Origin of the sequence: Serratia sarumanii (assembly GCF_029962605.1) — a bacterium.
In the GTDB taxonomy this organism is placed as follows: Bacteria; Pseudomonadota; Gammaproteobacteria; order Enterobacterales; family Enterobacteriaceae; genus Serratia; species Serratia sarumanii.
Genome location: NZ_CP124750.1, coordinates 2,226,160 through 2,242,250 on the forward strand (window position 1 = coordinate 2,226,160; position 16,091 = coordinate 2,242,250).

Here is a 16,091-nt window from a genome sequence, read left to right on the forward strand (position 1 = left end):
GGCTTTTTTACGTCGATCTTTAGGCCAACACCACCTGATCGGTGTTGAAGTGATCGAGCGAGACGCCGATCAGCGTGACCTGGCTGTGGCCGAAGGCCAGCACCAGATCGTCGTTTTGCTGCGTGGCGTAGTCGCGGATATTCCCGCTGGCGCCTTCGGTGCCGACAAACACCAGCTTATCGGTGGCGTTGAAGCCATACAGCTGATCGCGGCCAAAGTCACCGCTGAACAGGAAGGTATTGCCGTTGCCAACGCCCTTCAGGATGTCATCGCCGCTGCCGCCGACGAAGGTCAGGTTGCCGCCGGCGTGGCCGTTAAGGGTGTCGTTGCCGGCGTTGCCGAATAGCCAGGCGTCGTGGCTGCGAGCCTGCAGGACGTCATCGCCGTCGCCGCCGGCGGTGGCGGCGGCATAGGCTTTGAGGCCAGAGTCCGATTTCAATCCGGCGGCGGTCACCTGATGGTCCACCTGTTTGTTGAAGATAAGCCACGAGGTTTCTTTGCTGCGCAGGGTGCTGATGTCGTCCGCCAGCGTAATGCCGCCTTTGGCGTCGCGCAGGTAAAGCGTGTTGCCGTCGTAGGCGACCTCGGTGTTTTTCAACGCCTGTTGGGTATCGAAGATATTGTGGCCTTTGCCGCCGGCGATCAGGTTGTAGCCGCCTGCATCGCGGAAGATATCGTCGCCGTCGCGCCCCTCGAGATAGTCGTTGCCTTTGCCGCCCTTGATCAGATCATTGCCGTCGCTGCCGATGATAAACGTCGGCCCGCTGTGCGTTTCCGCGTTGCGGTTCAGGTCTTCCACCCAGGTATTGCCGCGCGTCACGTTCGACAGGTTGGAGACGATGATGGTCGAGTCTTTGTCGGTCAGCGAATAAAACTCGGAGTTCAGCACCCGCATCAGGCCGTCCTGATAGAAGAACGGCAGGTGCGACAGCCAGGTCGGAATGTTGAGAATGGAAAATGGCAGCAGGTTCCAGGCGTCCGACGCGTAGTGGTCGTTGAAGTTGACGATATTGTTGGTGGCGGAGGCATGGGGCGCATCGTGTACGCCTAACGACGCCCCGGTCAGCGTGGTGCCGTCGAGCGCGCGGAACACCGGATCGTTCTCGTAGCCGATGTTGATCACCTTGCCGCCGGCTTCGTACTGGGTCGGCGAGGCGAAGGCGACATAGTTGGACTGCGCGTAGAAGCCGCCCCAGTTGGCGTCGCTCTGCGCCGCCATGCTGTTGACCGCCAGCCCGCCGAGGCTGTGGCCGCTGACCACCACGTCCTCGCCGCTCAGCCCGTGCGCCTGCGCGAACTTCGCCACGTCGCCCAGCAACTGGCCGAAGGCCTTCAGCGTGTAGCCGTCGGCGTAGCCTTTCGGCCCGAAGCCGGCCAGCAGATCGTTAATCACATCGCCGATGGTATCGCCGATCAACGACTCGCGCGGGCCGCTGGTGCCGCGAAATGAGATGCCAATGGCGGTGAGATTGCCTTCGCTGTCATATTTGCCCAGCACTTCGGCCTGAGCGGTGGTGTAACCGGCGGTCTCGCCGTAGTAGGTGCCGCGCGCATCGGTTTTGCCGGCGTAACCCAGCTGTGCGGCGCTGATCACCGACCAGCCGGTGTTATTCACCGCCTGCTGCGCTGCCTGTTCGGAATCGGGATTCCAGGGAATGCCGGGCAGGCCGCCCTGCGATTGGGTGCTGCCGATCAGCGCAGTGACCAGCGTCAGCGGCAGGCCCAGGCCGAAACCGGTCTGGTGATAGCCTTCATCGAAGCCGTTATCGATATTGTGGTAAGCGTAGGTAGAGATGGCCAAGGCGTCGGAAAATAGCGCTTTCGACGCCTTTTCGTCCAGATCCTTATAGCTAAAGATGCCCATATCAGTTCCTTATGAAGTATGCCGCGGGCCTGTAAGTGGACTCACATGCGCCGGCGGTGGAAACAGGGAAACAACGTTAGCCGAACGACAGCTGGTCAGAGGACCAACATCGGTAGAATTATTATTAGTGTTAAATATTAGGCCTGCGAATCAAATTAGCGAGATTGTGCGTTGGTTAACAGTGCCGGCGCAGGCTCTCCTATACTGATAGCTCGATATAGTCATTAAGGAGACTGATTGATGAAACGTTATTGGTATGCAGCGCTCGGCCTGATGGCGTGTGGTGCGGCTCAGGCGGCGACAACCGACGTCGAGATGCACCTGGTGACCGGGCAGGGGATCGGTCAGGACATCGGCAAGGTGGCCATCAGCGAAACGCCGTATGGCCTGCTGTTCACGCCGAGCCTGAAAGCATTGCCGGCCGGGGTACACGGCTTCCACGTGCATGAGAAAGGCAGCTGCGAGCCGGGCATGAAGGACGGCAAAGCGGTGGCGGCGCTGGCGGCCGGCGGACATTTCGACCCGCAAAAGACCGGAAAACACCTCGGGCCGTATGCCGACGGGCACCTGGGTGACCTTCCGGCCATCTATGTGACCGCCGACGGCATGGCGAACTATCCGGTGTTGGCGCCGCGGCTGAAAAAAATCAGCGACATTGAGGGTAAAGCGCTGATGGTGCACGCCGGCGGCGACAACCATTCGGATCATCCACAACCGCTCGGCGGCGGCGGAGAACGCTTCGCCTGCGGTGTGATCAAATGATTATCCGCCGCTAACGGCCGGTACGGCGGTGGGCTGGCCCATCGCCTGTTGCAACTGCTGCAGCGAGCAGTAGAGCCGCCAGATCAGGCCGGCCAGATCGCGCGCCGCCTGTTCCGGGTGGTGCGCCAGCGCGTTGCTCATGCGCAGCAACTCCTGCAGCGTGGCGTCCAGCGAACTGTGCTGCACGCCTTTCTCCGTCATGATGCCGCGCAGGCAGTGGATACAGACGTTGCGCACCGCCGACAGCGGATCGGAACGGGTTTGCCAGTCGCGCAGTTGCCAGACGATATGGCTGCAGTTGAGCAGCACCACGCCCCAGCGCAGCAGCCAGGTGCGAGCGTCCTGATCCTGACTTTGATTAAGCTGGCTGATGCGATGGTAGATCAGCGATTCGAACTGGCTTTCGCTCTGCTGCGGCCGTTTGCTCAACTGATCGATAAAGTCGCGCCGCAGCGCGCGGATAATGCGGCGGCTTTTGCGTTTGTCCGAGCTGGGGCGCAGGATCTGAAACGCCAGCCCGGCCAGCAGCACGCCGACGATTTTAGCGATGTTGTCATTGATAAAGGACTGGTAGTCATAGCTCGGCGGATTGCTGACGGTCAGGAACGAGCCCATAAAGACGATCAACTGCCCCCAGAGCGCGGCATAAGGTGGATTCTGCAGCTTGAGCATCTGCATGGTCACCAGGATCGGGAACAGGAAGGCGCAGAACACCCAGAAGTCGTCAATCTGGATCATCAAACCGAATTTCACCACGAAGCAGGCGACCGAGAGCAGCAGCACCGCCTTGAGCAAGGTGCTGACGCTGTTGATCGGCGAAGGCGTGGAAGAGTAGAGCACGCAGCTGATGGCGGTGAGCGTCAGCGCCGCGCTGCCGGCGTCCCACTGCGTGTTGATCCAGTAGGCGCAGCCGATCACGATGCACAAAAAGGTGCGCAGGCCGTTGTAGGCGGCTTCGTAGCTGTCGGTATGGCGCGCCAGCGCAGTGACGCGCGGCGGTTGGAGATCGCTGACCGCCGTGGCGCTTTCCAACCGCCGCAGCCAGCGGTTGCAGCGCAGGTAAAGCCAACAGAAATCGCGCAGCCGCAGCCAGAAGGCGCGATGGCGGTAGTCCGTAGCCTCTTGCGGGGCGATCTGCTGAAGCAGGCGCGCCAAACGGTATTTGTCGGTGGCGGGATCGCGCAACTCGTCCAGCAGTTTGTCAGCACCGGCATCAGATTGGCGGGGCGATCCGGCCAGTTCAGCAGCATGCGGCGCAGGCTGGAGATAACGCTGGTCATGCGCAGCTGTTGGTGCAGCAGATAGTTGAGCAGGTTATTTTGCCGCCGCAGCCGGTAGTGGCTCCAGAATGCCTGAATGCGCAGCAGGTTCATGGTCAGGATCTGGCCGATGACCCCTTCGTGCGAGGTGCGCATCTGCGCGGTGATCTCCGGCTGCCACAGCATGGCGGCATGCTCCAGCAGGCGCAGCTGCATGCGCCGCAGCGAGGTCAGCAGGGCTTCGCCGTCCGAGGTGCTGGGCAGGATCATCATCATCAACCCGCCGCACAGAATGCCGGTGATCACTTCGCAAACCCGCGCCTGTGCGATATCGAAGATTTGCTGGGTATCGGTGACGTTGACCGTGCCGAAGGCGATGATGGCGGCGGTATAGCCCGCCAGCGCGAAGGCGTAAGAGACGTTGTTTTGGTAATGGTTGGAGACATAGGTGCACAGCCCGATCCAGGCGGCGATGAACAGCGTAAACAGCCAGGGATCGTTCAGGCAGTGGCCGGCGATCGCCACCGACGCGGCGGCGCCCACCAGGCTGCCGAAGATGCGGCCGATGCTTTTACTGATCACGCCGCCGATGGTGGGGAAGCTCACCACCGCGGCGGAGGTAAGCGCCCAATAGGGTTCGTCGAGTTCGAGCACGAAGGCTACCCATAGCGCCAGACACATCGCCAGTGAGTTGCGCAGCGCATAGCGCCATTGGCCGCCGGTCGCCTTACCCCAGGGGGTGCGGCTCCACTCCAAAAAAGGCAGGTTCACACTTTAGTTCCGCTGATGAATCGAAATGGTGCAGGTGGTGCCGGCGACCAGCGTCAAATCGGCGGGCACGTTGAGCAATTTTATCCGTACCGGCACGCGCTGAGCCAAACGCACCCAAGGAACATTAGGCTTAACGTCCATTAATAGATCGTTGCTGCTGTCAACGCTCTGATCGTAAATGGCGCGGCCGATGCTCTCTACTTCCCCCTGTAGCGGCGTGTTGCCGTTATATAAAACGATGTCCGCTTTATTGCCTTCTTTTATATGCTTCAGCTTGGTTTCTTCGAAATAACCGAGCACATAAAACGAATGCACATCCACCAACGCCACCAGCGGCGTACCGGCGTTGGCGTAGTTCCCGACCCGCGCCTGCAGGTTGGTGATATAACCGTCGGTTGGCGCGTAAATTTTGGTTTTGCTCAAATTCCATTTGGCCTGTTCCAGATTGGCCAGGGCGGCTTTATAGGCGGCCTTCATTGCCTGCGCGGCTAAATTTGACTCGTCCAAATCTTCAGCGGAAATAACGTTACGCGCTAAACCGCGGCGGCGGGCAGCCTCGTGGTCCGCTTTGGCCAGATCGGATTGCGCTTTTGCCACCGCGGCCTCGGCATTGTCCAGCGCAATCTGGTAGGGCACCGGGTCGAGGGTAAAAATCAGACTTCCCGCAGGTACGAACTGATTGTCATTCGCGCTTATTTTCTCTAATCTTCCAGAGACTTCAGGGGTGATATTGACGAGTTCGGCGCGCACTTTTCCATCACGGGTCCATGGGGATTGCATATAATAATTCCAGAGCCACCAACCGGCGCAGACGGCAATGGCGCAGACGATCACCGTAGAGAAGTATTTTAATGTTTTATGCTGCATGGGTTACCAACTCGCTAAAATCCATAAGGAACCGCTGACGGTCAGAACGAAAATGGACAGGTCCATCAACATGGGATGCCAGATTTCACCGGAATACATCCAGTCTCTCAGCAGCTGATGAATCAGCAGCCATAAGAGCAGTCCTAGTAAAAAAGCTTTAAATATAGGTGGAAAATAAAGCGATGCTCCCAGGACCAAATCGGGCAAGGGAGATGAGGTGTGTAACCATGATGTATTCACATTAACAATCCCTAAGGGTGAATATGTTGAATATTTGCATAACGATTAAACAATAGCGGCTAAAAATAGTGGCTATTTCCACAATATACATTATATACATTTGTGTTTTTAATGTGAGTTACCCAAAATAGTCTAAGCTCTGGGAGGTAATGTTAGCATGCTAATTATAAGGAGGGGGAAGTGGAGTCAACATTAGGTTCAGATTTAGCACGATTAGTTCGTGTGTGGCGCGCGCTCATCGATCATCGGCTCAAGCCGTTGGAGCTGACCCAAACGCATTGGGTCACGTTGCACAATATCAATCGCTTGCCGCCGGAGCAGTCGCAAATCCAGCTGGCCAAGGCGATCGGTATCGAGCAACCGTCACTGGTCCGTACGCTGGACCAACTGGAGGAGAAAGGGCTGATCACGCGTCACACCTGTGCCAACGATCGCCGCGCGAAGCGCATCAAGCTGACCGAAGCGGCCGATCCGATCATCAGGGAAGTGGACAGTGTGATCACGTCTACGCGCAGTGAGATTTTAAGCGGCATTACCGCCGACGAAGTGCATCTGTTGGTAGGGCTGATTGGCAAGTTAGAACAAAATATCACCGAACTGCAGAACAAATAATAATATTCTTATTTTCTACGATTACAGTTTCACAGCATCAGAAATAAAACCGGAGGCGATTGCCTCCGGTTTGCCGCTTGTCGCCGGCTGGCTTACAGCGGGGAAACGGTGATGGTGTCGCCCATGCGCGCCATGCGCACGCGCTGGCCAGGGCTGAACTTGGTGTCGCCCGCTTTCTGCACCACCACGATGTTCTCTTTCTGGTCGGTTTTGATCTCCAGCTCGTAGCCGGAGGTACGGCCGGCCACTTCACCGATGCTGTTACCTGCCGCGCCGCCGGCGATAGCGCCCGCCGCGGTAGCCAGCGTACGACCGGTGCCGCCGCCAACGGTGTTGCCCAACAGCCCGCCAATCACCGCGCCGCCGATCATCCCCATGGCGTTGGAGCCTTCGCCGCCCTGAATTTTAACCGGACGCACGGAAACCAGCGTCCCGTAGGTGACGGTCTGCACCTGCTTGGCCTGTGAGGACGAGTAGACATCACCGGACATGGATTCATTGGCACAGCCGGCCAGCGTAACGGCGGCGACGGCAACGACGAGAAGACGCTTGATCATACAAAACTCCTGATGGTAGTAGTCCATAACCTGGCAATGCTATCCAGGCAAGATTCAGTGAAAACGATAGACAAAGTATGGCTGAAAGTTGACACACCGCCATGCTTCATCGCTGCATGCAGCTTAACTTTTCTCTGTTCAACCAATAATAAACCGCGGTTTACCTTTATGACAGCCTTGGTGACATTCCGTCGCCTGTTATGGCACGGTTTAACACATAACCCGTGCCACAGCGGCGTCGGGGGGCATCTGGCTCACGAACCGTAAAAAAAGCATCATAATTCATGGCGTTAATCCGGCAATTCTGGTTTATTTGTCAGGATGAATTTTGCTTACCGCGCGGGTTAGAGGATGTTGCTATGAAGTCAGGCCGCTATATAGGCGTCATGTCCGGCACCAGTCTGGACGGAATCGATGTGGTATTGGCCGCGATCGACGATCGCATGGTGGCGCAGCAGGCCAGCTATAGCCATCCGATGCCGATGGCGTTGAAAAAAGAGATCCTGGGCATGTGCCAGGGGCAGCAAACCACGCTGGCCGCCGTCGGCCGGCTGGACGCGCGACTGGGCACGTTGTTCGGCGAGGCGGTGCTCGGCCTGCTGAAGCAAACCGGCATCGACGCGGAGCAGATCACCGCCATCGGGTGCCACGGCCAGACGGTGTGGCACGAACCGGAGGGTGACGCGCGTTTCTCGATGCAGCTCGGTGATAACAACCGCATCGCCGCGCTGACCGATATCACCACCGTCGGCGATTTCCGCCGGCGCGACATGGCCTACGGCGGGCAGGGCGCGCCGCTGGTGCCGGCGTTCCATCAGGCGCTGCTGGGGCATCCCGTCGAGCGGCGCATGGTGCTGAACGTCGGCGGCATCGCCAACCTTTCTCTGCTGTTGCCCGGTACGCCGGTGCGCGGTTTCGATACCGGGCCGGGCAACATGCTGATGGACGCCTGGGTATGGCGCCACCGCGCGCAGCCTTACGATCAGGACGGCGGCTGGGCGATGCAGGGGCGAGTCTGCTTGCCGCTGTTGCAGCAGATGCTGGCGGATCCGTACTTCGCGCTGCCGGCGCCGAAAAGCACCGGCCGCGAGTATTTCAATATCGCCTGGCTGGAGCGGCAGCTGGCCGGATTGCCGGCGATTGCGCCGGTCGACGTGCAGGCCACGCTCACGGAGCTGACCGCGGTCAGCATCAGCGAGCAGGTATTGCTGGCCGGCGGGTGCGAGCGCCTGTTGGTCTGCGGCGGCGGGGCGCGCAACACGCTGCTGATGGCGCGCCTGTCGGCGCTGCTGCCGGGCACGGAGGTCGGGCTGACCGACGATTTTGGCGTCAGCGGCGACGACATGGAGGCGCTGGCCTTTGCCTGGCTGGCCTTCCGCACGCTGTCCGGCCAGGCCGGCAATCTGCCTTCGGTGACCGGCGCCAGCCGTGAAACGGTGTTGGGTGGGATTTATCCGGTTTTGCCATTGGGGGCCCGTTAGCTCTGTTAGGATAGCCTGTGAAGGATTTTTCTAAGGAGCAACAGCATGAAAAAAGTCATTTTCGTCGCCGGCGCGCTGGCGCTGTCCGGCTGCAGCTACATCCTGCCGCAAAGCAGCCAGACGATGCACTACCAGTGCGGCACCACGCCGCTGACGGTGGCGCTTGACGGCAAGGCGAGCGAAGTCAGCCTGCTGATGGACGGCGAACAGCTGCATCTCAAGCAGGTGCTGGCGCTGACCGGCGCCAAATACAGCGACGGCAAATACACTTTTTGGTCGAAAGACCGTAACGCCTATCTTGAGCGCAACGGCAAGGTAGTCATGAGCGACTGCGTGTTGACGGAGTGAAGGTCGACGGCGGCGTCGGAGCGATTGAGTTCCTGACGCCGCAGGCGCAGAATGTAACGACGGATTTTTTCAGTTGGTCGATAACCCAGATGATTGAAAAGAGTGAGTTTGATGTTGCGGACCTGCGCCGTGAATACACCCGAGGCGGCCTGCGCCGCAACGATCTGACCGCCAACCCGCTCGAACTGTTCGAGCGTTGGTTGAAACAGGCCTGCGACGCGCGCCTGGCCGATCCCACCGCCATGTGCGTCGCGACCGTCGACGAACACGGCCAGCCTTATCAACGCATCGTGCTGCTGAAGCATTTCGATGAGCAGGGGCTGGTGTTCTACACCAACCTCGGCAGCCGCAAGGCGCAGCAGCTGGCGCACAACCCGCATATCAGCCTGCTGTTCCCCTGGCACATGCTCGATCGCCAGGTGATTTTCCTCGGCCAGGCGGAGCGCCTGTCGACCCTCGAAGTGCTGAAGTATTTCAACAGTCGGCCGAAAGACAGCCAGATCGGCGCCTGGGTGTCGCAGCAGTCGTCGCGCATTTCCGCGCGCGGCGTGCTGGAAAGCAAATTCCTTGAGCTGAAGCAGAAGTTCCAGCAGGGCGAGGTGCCGTTGCCGAGTTTCTGGGGCGGATTCCGCGTGAAATTTGACTCCGTCGAGTTCTGGCAGGGCGGCGCCCATCGCCTGCATGACCGTTTCCTGTATCAGCGGGACGGGAATGACTGGAAAATTGACCGACTGGCACCCTGAAGACGGAAAATCCCCTCTAAGCGCTGGTGCTGACGCCGCCGGCGCTTTATTCTATGCGCTACCCTGAATTTTTATTTCGCCACTGGGCGAAAGGCCGTGTACCGGCAAAGGTGCATTCGTTTATACATGGAGTCATTGATGGCAAGCAGCAACTTGATTAAACAACTGCAAGAGCGGGGCCTCGTTGCCCAGGTTACGGATGAGGAAGCGTTAGCGGAGCGACTGGCGCAAGGGCCAATTGCACTGTATTGCGGTTTCGATCCGACCGCTGACAGCTTGCATTTGGGCCATCTGGTTCCTCTGTTGTGCCTGAAGCGCTTCCAGCTGGCCGGCCACAAGCCGGTAGCATTGGTGGGCGGCGCCACCGGCCTCATCGGCGATCCGAGCTTCAAAGCGGCGGAACGCAAGCTGAACACCACCGATACGGTGAACGAGTGGGTCGAGAAGATCCGCAAGCAGGTTTCCCCGTTCCTCGATTTCGACTGCGGTAGCAACAGCGCTATCGCGGCCAACAACTACGACTGGTTCGGCGGCATGAACGTGCTGACCTTCCTGCGTGACATCGGCAAGCACTTCTCCGTCAACCAGATGATCAACAAGGAAGCGGTCAAGCAGCGCCTGAATCGCGACGACTCCGGCATCTCCTTCACCGAGTTCTCTTATAACCTGCTGCAGGGCTACGATTTCTCCGAGCTGTATAACCGCCACCAGGTGGAGCTGCAGATCGGCGGTTCCGATCAGTGGGGCAACATCACCTCAGGCATCGATCTGACGCGTCGTCAGCACCAGAAGCAGGTGTTCGGCCTGACCGTGCCGTTGATCACCAAAGCAGACGGCACCAAGTTCGGTAAAACCGAAGGCGGCGCGGTCTGGCTGGCGCCGGAAAAAACCAGCCCGTACAAGTTCTACCAGTTCTGGATCAACACCGCCGACGCCGACGTTTACCGTTTCCTGAAGTTCTTCACCTTCATGAGCCTGGAAGACATCAACGCGCTGGAGGAAGAAGATAAGAACAGCGGCAAGGCGCCGCGCGCCCAGTACGTGCTGGCGGAAGAAGTGACCGGCATGGTGCACGGTGCGGAAGGCCTGGCGGCCGCCAAGCGCATCACTCAGAGCCTGTTCTCCGGCGCGCTGCACGACATGACCGAAGCGGACTTCGCCCAGCTGGCGCAGGACGGCATGCCGACCATTAAACTGGAGCGCGACGCCGACCTGCAGCAGGCGCTGGTGAATGCCGAACTGGTGCCGTCACGCGGCCAGGCGCGCACCATGATCGGCTCCAACGCGGTGACCATCAACGGCGAGAAACAATCGGATGCCGAATACCGCTTCAGCGATGCGGACCGTCTGTTCGGCCGCTACACGCTGCTGCGCCGCGGCAAGAAACACTACTGCCTGGTGGATTGGCAGTAAGCGTCAGTCAGCCTATATGACGTGAAAAGCCCGGGGAGATCCCCGGGCTTTTTTTATCACTTGGCGCGGATGAAGATTAGGCAAACGCCTCCGGCAGCGAGTTTTCGGCCGCAACACCGTTCACGGTAATGGCTGGCGAGTGGTAGTGCAGAGAGACGGCAGCCAAATAGGGATCCTGATTGCCGATCGAGAACACCACATCATCGGCGTCAAACGTTTGGTTATGATTGTTATCCACGATGACATAGAGCGATTTGTCCAACTTTAGCAATCCGACTTCCGCCAGGTTGTTGGCGCTGGCGCCGTTGGTCATCTTCGCCAGAACCTGCGAGAACAGCGCTTGGGCATTGTCCGTCGCATTCAGGCCACTGAACGCATTTTGTAATTCAGCTTGGGTAGTGGCGCTGCCGTACAAGGTTGCGGTCTTGTCTCCTGTCTTGGAGAAAACCCATGGGTTATCGGTTTCTCCCACGGAGATGACGCTGTTGGCATAGCCGGTATTGAGCGTGACCATATTGTCTATTTTGCTATCGGTAAAATGTAACGCACCGGCGCTATCCAGCGTCGTGTTGCCCTTAACGTCGGCTTTATAGACGGTCAATCCGGTGCGGTCGACCGTTAACTGGTCGCCGGCAAGTTCGGCAATGACATGGGCGAAATCGTCTTTATTGGCCAGCGTGTTTAGCGTGTTGTAGAAAGCGCCGCCGCCGGTGCCGCCTTTTTCTGCGACGAGGTACAGCTTCATGTCGGAGTAATAACGGCGTTCATCGGTAAATTCGCTGCCTATGATGGTCTTCAGGTTATCGCTAAAATCTGCGGCGACGGTCAGATTAAGCACCAGCGGTTTATCGCCTGTGTACATATAGCCGCTCAGCATCAACGTGCTAATCGAGTTGTCCCCGCCGCTCAGGGTCAACGTGCGATTTTGCACAATGTCGAGGTTGCTGCCCATACGGATTTCGAGCGTTTCTTTATGGTTCGATGTAAAGCTGAAAGTACCCATATTGAGATTGGTTACCGTATGGCTAGCCGCATCGGTAAAGAACAATTTAAAGCTGTCGTCGCTTTGCGCCGTATCGCTGATATGGATACGACTTTTCGCGGTCAAGTCGCCGCCGAGGGTAAATTGCCCGCTGCTGACGTTGAGCAGCGTTAAATCTCCGGAGTAGGCCGTAATTACCCCCCCAGCCGATCCCGTAGTGTTTTGCGAAGCATTGGGCTGCGCCATTTCGCCTTGTTTTAGCGAGTTGATGTTGCCGTAAATCGGATGGGAGACGGTCGCTTCTTGCGTGAACAACCCAAAGTCAAAGACCTTGTTGCCTTCAGTGGCGACCCGCTGCCCGTTAAGATAAATCTCTCCGGTACCGCGATAATGGGTCAAATCTACATAGTTGAAGTACAGGAACTGATTAACGTTATTTGTGATTTCAGCATCATAGCCACCGCCGGCGCTGGCCGTCAGGTGGACGACCTTGGTGAAAAAATTGGCTGAGACACTGTAGTAAGATGTCTCGGGATCGCTATTAAGCGCCGTCGCTTTGAAATCACTGCTGACCCTATTGCCGCTGTCGGCTGTGGCATTGCCTTGCCAGACAAGCTGATGTTTCCCGGCGGCCAGATTGATTTGCGCGGCTGCCGTCGTCATATCGAGCCGGTCGGCGACGACGGTGCTGTTCTTAACGTTGGTAAAGTTAATCCCTTCGGGGGCGTTCAGCAGATTGCCCTCGCTAAGAATGAGAGTGATATTCAGGTTTCTCAGCGACTGTAGCATTGCGTCATTGGTGGCAAAATCGCCCTGCAGCGTGACTTTTTGCAACGATTTGGCAAAGCTGAGATCGACCGCGGAGCCGACCTCCGCGTTAAGAGTGATCTCGCGCAGTTGGCTGATTTCCGCATGACTTAACGTATGTTGCTTACCGGTATTCAGGCTGCCGTTGAGGGCGCCGTCGGCATTCGACATCGTGACGTTGCCACGGATCTGATACCCCAGCTCGCTGCCAATTTTGTATTCGAGATTGACGAGTTGCTCGTGACTGGGGCTGACTCCGCCCTCCAGCGGCGCTTCCCCGTTGCGGAACGCATGCAAAATATTCAGCGTCGCCTGCAGCGGATTATTGCCGGCTTTGAGCAGAATTGCCTGTTTTTGCAGTTCGCTCAGCGCCGGGCCGTAATACAGTTCGTGATAAACCCTGGCGAAGTCTGCGGCATCTTTGAAGGGGGAGGATTTAGCCAGAATGGTCAGCAGATCAAGCTCGGAATTTCCCGCGGCGAGGAATTTGCTGTAACTGTCCAACCCGGTTGATTCCAGCGTGGCCTTTTTCCCGAGTTGCAGAAAGAGCAGCGCTACGCTTTCCTGATAGTGGGTCGCAGCCATCTCACCCGCAGCGTAGACATGGGTAGCATTAAGAAAAGCCTGTTTGGCTGCGCCATGGGCAGTGTCGTTACGAATATCGGCGATCAGACGCATGATGACGTCGCCGCGCGTTTCGGTATGATTATTCAACCCGGTGACGTAATTGGCGAGCTCGCTTGCGCCTGCATCAACGCCGAACGTATTTTTATAGACGGTTTTGACGAAGTCTTCATTACTTAACGTGGTCAACGCGCTGCGCGTCTCGACGAAACGGCCGGCGATATAGCTGGCGTCGGCTTTTCCCGTCGCCAGAACCTGGCTCCAATAATTGACGCCTTCCGCCACCGCAAGGCTGCCTACGATGTAAAACAGAGCTTGAATATCGGCTGCCGCTTCGGCGTTGGCGGGATAGGGGGACAAAGCGGGGTGTAAGGTTGTATCAATAATATCAAACAGATGCTGTTGCTGTGCGACCGGTGCCGCAGCGTCACCCATATAGCTTTTCACGCCGGCGATGAGATCCTTGGTAATCAGCCCCAGCGTTTTTCCTGCATTGGCTTGCGCGACCAGCGTGGCCAGCACTGCGGGCGCTGGATCCGCGCCTGTCGTATTTTTATAGATGTATTGAATTTTTTGCGATGTTGTCAGGCCATCGTAGCGATGATGTCCATCCTGAGACTGGATGAATTTTTCTGCCAGTTGATCTCTGCTGTACTGCCCCGATTCCAGCTGGCGGGCAAAGAAGTTCAAGGCGGCGCTATCGGCTTTTTTACCGAGCGTGGCGTAAAAAAGGATGGCCACATCCTGTTGTGACGACAATAAACTCATGTTAACCCCTGTGTTGACATAGAAATAAGCATCAACAAGTACAGTTCAAAACCAGGTTATTGCAATGCGGCGAAATATGAGGAAATTCTGTTTCTGCCGAAAATGCGGTTGTCCTCTGTGTAAAAGCACTGCGGCGAAAGGCTCGATACTGGGGCAACCCTTTAGTGGCAGTCCACTATCGTAAATATCTTGGCGTGGATCGGGTTTTTCTCTCTGTCGAAGCCATGGCTGCAGGCTCGCGGCTTTTTTTGGATCGGACTTTTCGCTACAATATGCCGCCGTCGAAAGCATAAAAATCCCTCTCATTTCTTGTTTTTAACAGCGCCGGCATGACGTTTTAGCGTCGTGCACCCATTATCATTTCGCCGCGGGCTGATGCACACGGCATGGCGAGGTCAGTTGTTCCGATGAAAAACATTCTTTCTATCCAGTCGCACGTGGTGTTTGGTCACGCCGGCAACAGTGCGGCTGAATTCCCGATGCGCCGCATGGGTGTCAATGTCTGGCCGCTGAACACGGTGCAGTTCTCCAACCATACGCAATACGGCCAGTGGACCGGCTGCGTCATGCCTGCCAGCCACCTGACCGAGATCGCGCAGGGTATTGCCAATATCGAGCAGCTGCAACGCTGTGATGCGGTGCTGAGCGGTTATATCGGTTCGCCGGAGCAGGGTGACCATATTCTGGAGATTGTGCGTCAGGTTAAGCAGGCGAACCCGAATGCCTGGTATTTCTGCGATCCGGTGATGGGGCATCCTGAAAAGGGCTGCATCGTGGCGCCGGGCGTGGCCGAGTTTCACTGCCGCCAGGCGCTGCCGTGCAGCGACATGATGGCGCCGAACCTGCTGGAGTTGGAGATGCTGAGCCAGATGGCCGTCGCCAACGTGGCCGATGCGGTGCAGGCCGCCCGCGTGCTGATCGCCAAGGGGCCGCGGCTGGTGCTGGTCAAGCACCTGGCCCGCGCCGGCTATCACGCCGACTGCTTCGAAATGCTGTTGGTGACGGCGGACGAGGCCTGGCACATCAGCCGGCCGCTGGTGGACTTCGGCGCGCGTCAACCGGTTGGCGTCGGTGATTTGACCAGCGGTCTGCTGCTGGTGGATCTGCTGAAGGGCGAGGCGCTGGACAAAGCGCTGGAGCACGTGACCGCCGCCGTGTATGAGGTGATGCTGACCACGCAGGAGATGGGCGAATACGAACTGCAGGTGGTGGCGGCGCAGGATCGGATCGTGCAGCCGCTCAGCGAATTCAAAGCGGTAAAGCTGTAAGTGCATCGAGCCCCGGCGACAGCCGCCGGGGCTGAAACTTTACTTCAATCCTTCGGCGTTCAGCGCCGCATCTACCGCCGGGCGCGCCGCAACGCGATCGAACCAGGCCGCCAGATGGGCGTGCTTGCGCACGTCGAACTGCAGGGCGAACGCCCAACGCAACACGGTGAACAGGTAGGCGTCGGCTACGCTGAAACGGCTTCCCAACAGGAAGTGCTGCTTCGCCAGCACCGAATCCAGATAGCTGAACTGCTGCTCCAGCTTGGCGCGCGCGATGGTTTGGTATTCCTCGGGCGTTTTCGGGTTGAACAGCGGGCTGAACCCTTTGTGCAGTTCGGTGGCGATGTAGTTCAGCCATTCGATCGCGTGGTAGCGCGACAGGGTGCCCGCCGCCGGGATCAGGTTGCGATCGGGCACGCGGTCCGCCAGGTATTGCACGATCGCCACGCCTTCTGTCAGCAGGCTGCCGTCATCCAGCAGCAGCGCCGGTACCTGTCCCTTGGGGTTGATGGCGAGGTAATCGGCGCCGCTCTCGGTCTTCTTCTGCGCCAGATCGACCTTCTCCGCCGTAAAATCCAGCCCTGCCTCACGTAGCACGATATGCGGGGACAGCGAACAGGCGCCGGCTTTATAGAACAGTTTCATCGGAAGCTCCTTGTTGATGACGAATGACGGGCATGCTTAACCTCTCATCGTAGTCCCATAGCGCCAAAATTACAGCGGCT

13 protein-coding genes and 1 pseudogene are annotated in these 16,091 nt (G+C 58.0%); 7 read left to right on the forward strand and 7 right to left on the reverse strand.

Annotated features, from left to right (window positions below):
- Positions 1 to 19: 19 nt before the first annotated feature.
- A complete protein-coding gene (locus SSARUM_RS10680) occupies positions 20 to 1,864 on the reverse strand; it encodes a polyurethane esterase (RefSeq protein WP_060429970.1) in 1,845 nt (614 codons plus the stop codon).
- A gap of 240 nt (positions 1,865 to 2,104) precedes the next feature.
- Here SSARUM_RS10680 and sodC point away from each other — a divergent pair, with 240 nt between their 5' ends.
- Positions 2,105 to 2,626, forward strand: a complete 522-nt coding sequence (sodC, locus tag SSARUM_RS10685) for a superoxide dismutase family protein (protein ID WP_033648185.1) — start codon at positions 2,105 to 2,107, stop codon at positions 2,624 to 2,626.
- Here sodC and SSARUM_RS10690 read toward each other — a convergent pair.
- The 3 genes and pseudogenes from SSARUM_RS10690 to SSARUM_RS10700 form a co-directional block, all read right to left on the reverse strand.
- Positions 2,627 to 4,656: pseudogene (locus SSARUM_RS10690) on the reverse strand (FUSC family protein). It lies immediately after the preceding gene.
- 3 nt (positions 4,657 to 4,659) lie between these two features.
- Positions 4,660 to 5,523, reverse strand: a complete 864-nt coding sequence (locus SSARUM_RS10695) for an efflux RND transporter periplasmic adaptor subunit (RefSeq protein ID WP_033648187.1) — start codon at positions 5,521 to 5,523, stop codon at positions 4,660 to 4,662.
- 3 nt (positions 5,524 to 5,526) lie between these two features.
- Positions 5,527 to 5,763, reverse strand: a complete 237-nt coding sequence (locus tag SSARUM_RS10700; RefSeq protein ID WP_049234481.1) for a DUF1656 domain-containing protein — start codon at positions 5,761 to 5,763, stop codon at positions 5,527 to 5,529.
- Between the two features lie 180 nt (positions 5,764 to 5,943).
- Here SSARUM_RS10700 and slyA point away from each other — a divergent pair, with 180 nt between their 5' ends.
- Positions 5,944 to 6,375 carry a transcriptional regulator SlyA gene (gene slyA / locus SSARUM_RS10705; RefSeq protein WP_004931301.1) on the forward strand — a complete coding sequence of 144 codons (432 nt, stop codon included), beginning with the start codon at positions 5,944 to 5,946 and terminating at the stop codon, positions 6,373 to 6,375.
- Positions 6,376 to 6,467: 92 nt separating this feature from the next.
- On the opposite strand, the gene SSARUM_RS10710 is transcribed toward slyA, so the two are convergent.
- Positions 6,468 to 6,932 (reverse strand): outer membrane lipoprotein, encoded by a 465-nt coding sequence (locus SSARUM_RS10710; protein ID WP_028128178.1) that lies wholly within the window; start codon positions 6,930 to 6,932, stop codon positions 6,468 to 6,470.
- Positions 6,933 to 7,291: 359 nt separating this feature from the next.
- Here SSARUM_RS10710 and anmK point away from each other — a divergent pair, with 359 nt between their 5' ends.
- The 4 genes from anmK to tyrS all read left to right on the forward strand — a co-directional run bounded on the left by anmK (position 7,292) and on the right by tyrS (position 10,917).
- A complete protein-coding gene (gene anmK, locus SSARUM_RS10715; protein WP_039566363.1) occupies positions 7,292 to 8,413 on the forward strand; it encodes an anhydro-N-acetylmuramic acid kinase in 1,122 nt (373 codons plus the stop codon).
- A 45-nt stretch (positions 8,414 to 8,458) separates the two neighbouring features.
- Positions 8,459 to 8,761 carry an MliC family protein gene (locus tag SSARUM_RS10720; RefSeq protein WP_004931294.1) on the forward strand — a complete coding sequence of 101 codons (303 nt, stop codon included), beginning with the start codon at positions 8,459 to 8,461 and terminating at the stop codon, positions 8,759 to 8,761.
- A gap of 89 nt (positions 8,762 to 8,850) precedes the next feature.
- On the forward strand, positions 8,851 to 9,504 hold the full coding sequence (pdxH, locus tag SSARUM_RS10725) for a pyridoxamine 5'-phosphate oxidase (RefSeq protein ID WP_033648477.1): 654 nt from the start codon (positions 8,851 to 8,853) through the stop codon (positions 9,502 to 9,504).
- 138 nt (positions 9,505 to 9,642) lie between these two features.
- On the forward strand, positions 9,643 to 10,917 hold the full coding sequence (tyrS, locus tag SSARUM_RS10730) for a tyrosine--tRNA ligase (RefSeq protein WP_033648189.1): 1,275 nt from the start codon (positions 9,643 to 9,645) through the stop codon (positions 10,915 to 10,917).
- Positions 10,918 to 10,993: 76 nt separating this feature from the next.
- Here tyrS and SSARUM_RS10735 read toward each other — a convergent pair whose 3' ends face one another.
- Positions 10,994 to 14,098, reverse strand: a complete 3,105-nt coding sequence (locus tag SSARUM_RS10735) for a DUF4214 domain-containing protein (protein ID WP_060429972.1) — start codon at positions 14,096 to 14,098, stop codon at positions 10,994 to 10,996.
- A gap of 407 nt (positions 14,099 to 14,505) precedes the next feature.
- On the opposite strand from SSARUM_RS10735, the gene pdxY reads away from it, so the two are divergent.
- On the forward strand, positions 14,506 to 15,366 hold the full coding sequence (gene pdxY, locus SSARUM_RS10740; protein WP_033638395.1) for a pyridoxal kinase PdxY: 861 nt from the start codon (positions 14,506 to 14,508) through the stop codon (positions 15,364 to 15,366).
- 39 nt (positions 15,367 to 15,405) lie between these two features.
- Here the strand turns inward: pdxY and gstA are convergent, their stop codons facing one another.
- Complete coding sequence (gene gstA, locus SSARUM_RS10745; RefSeq protein WP_033638396.1) at positions 15,406 to 16,011, reverse strand: glutathione transferase GstA; 606 nt, start codon at positions 16,009 to 16,011, stop codon at positions 15,406 to 15,408.
- Positions 16,012 to 16,091: the final 80 nt, after the last annotated feature.

Coding starts and splice junctions, on each gene's coding strand:
- SSARUM_RS10680 (WP_060429970.1), bottom strand. CDS start 1,864: ATGGGCATCTTTAGCTATAAGGATCTGGACGAAAAGGCGTCGAAAGCG.
- sodC (WP_033648185.1), top strand. CDS start 2,105: ATGAAACGTTATTGGTATGCAGCGCTCGGCCTGATGGCGTGTGGTGCG.
- SSARUM_RS10695 (WP_033648187.1), bottom strand. CDS start 5,523: ATGCAGCATAAAACATTAAAATACTTCTCTACGGTGATCGTCTGCGCC.
- SSARUM_RS10710 (WP_028128178.1), bottom strand. CDS start 6,932: ATGATCAAGCGTCTTCTCGTCGTTGCCGTCGCCGCCGTTACGCTGGCC.
- anmK (WP_039566363.1), top strand. CDS start 7,292: ATGAAGTCAGGCCGCTATATAGGCGTCATGTCCGGCACCAGTCTGGAC.
- SSARUM_RS10720 (WP_004931294.1), top strand. CDS start 8,459: ATGAAAAAAGTCATTTTCGTCGCCGGCGCGCTGGCGCTGTCCGGCTGC.
- pdxH (WP_033648477.1), top strand. CDS start 8,851: ATGATTGAAAAGAGTGAGTTTGATGTTGCGGACCTGCGCCGTGAATAC.
- tyrS (WP_033648189.1), top strand. CDS start 9,643: ATGGCAAGCAGCAACTTGATTAAACAACTGCAAGAGCGGGGCCTCGTT.
- SSARUM_RS10735 (WP_060429972.1), bottom strand. CDS start 14,098: ATGAGTTTATTGTCGTCACAACAGGATGTGGCCATCCTTTTTTACGCC.
- pdxY (WP_033638395.1), top strand. CDS start 14,506: ATGAAAAACATTCTTTCTATCCAGTCGCACGTGGTGTTTGGTCACGCC.
- gstA (WP_033638396.1), bottom strand. CDS start 16,011: ATGAAACTGTTCTATAAAGCCGGCGCCTGTTCGCTGTCCCCGCATATC.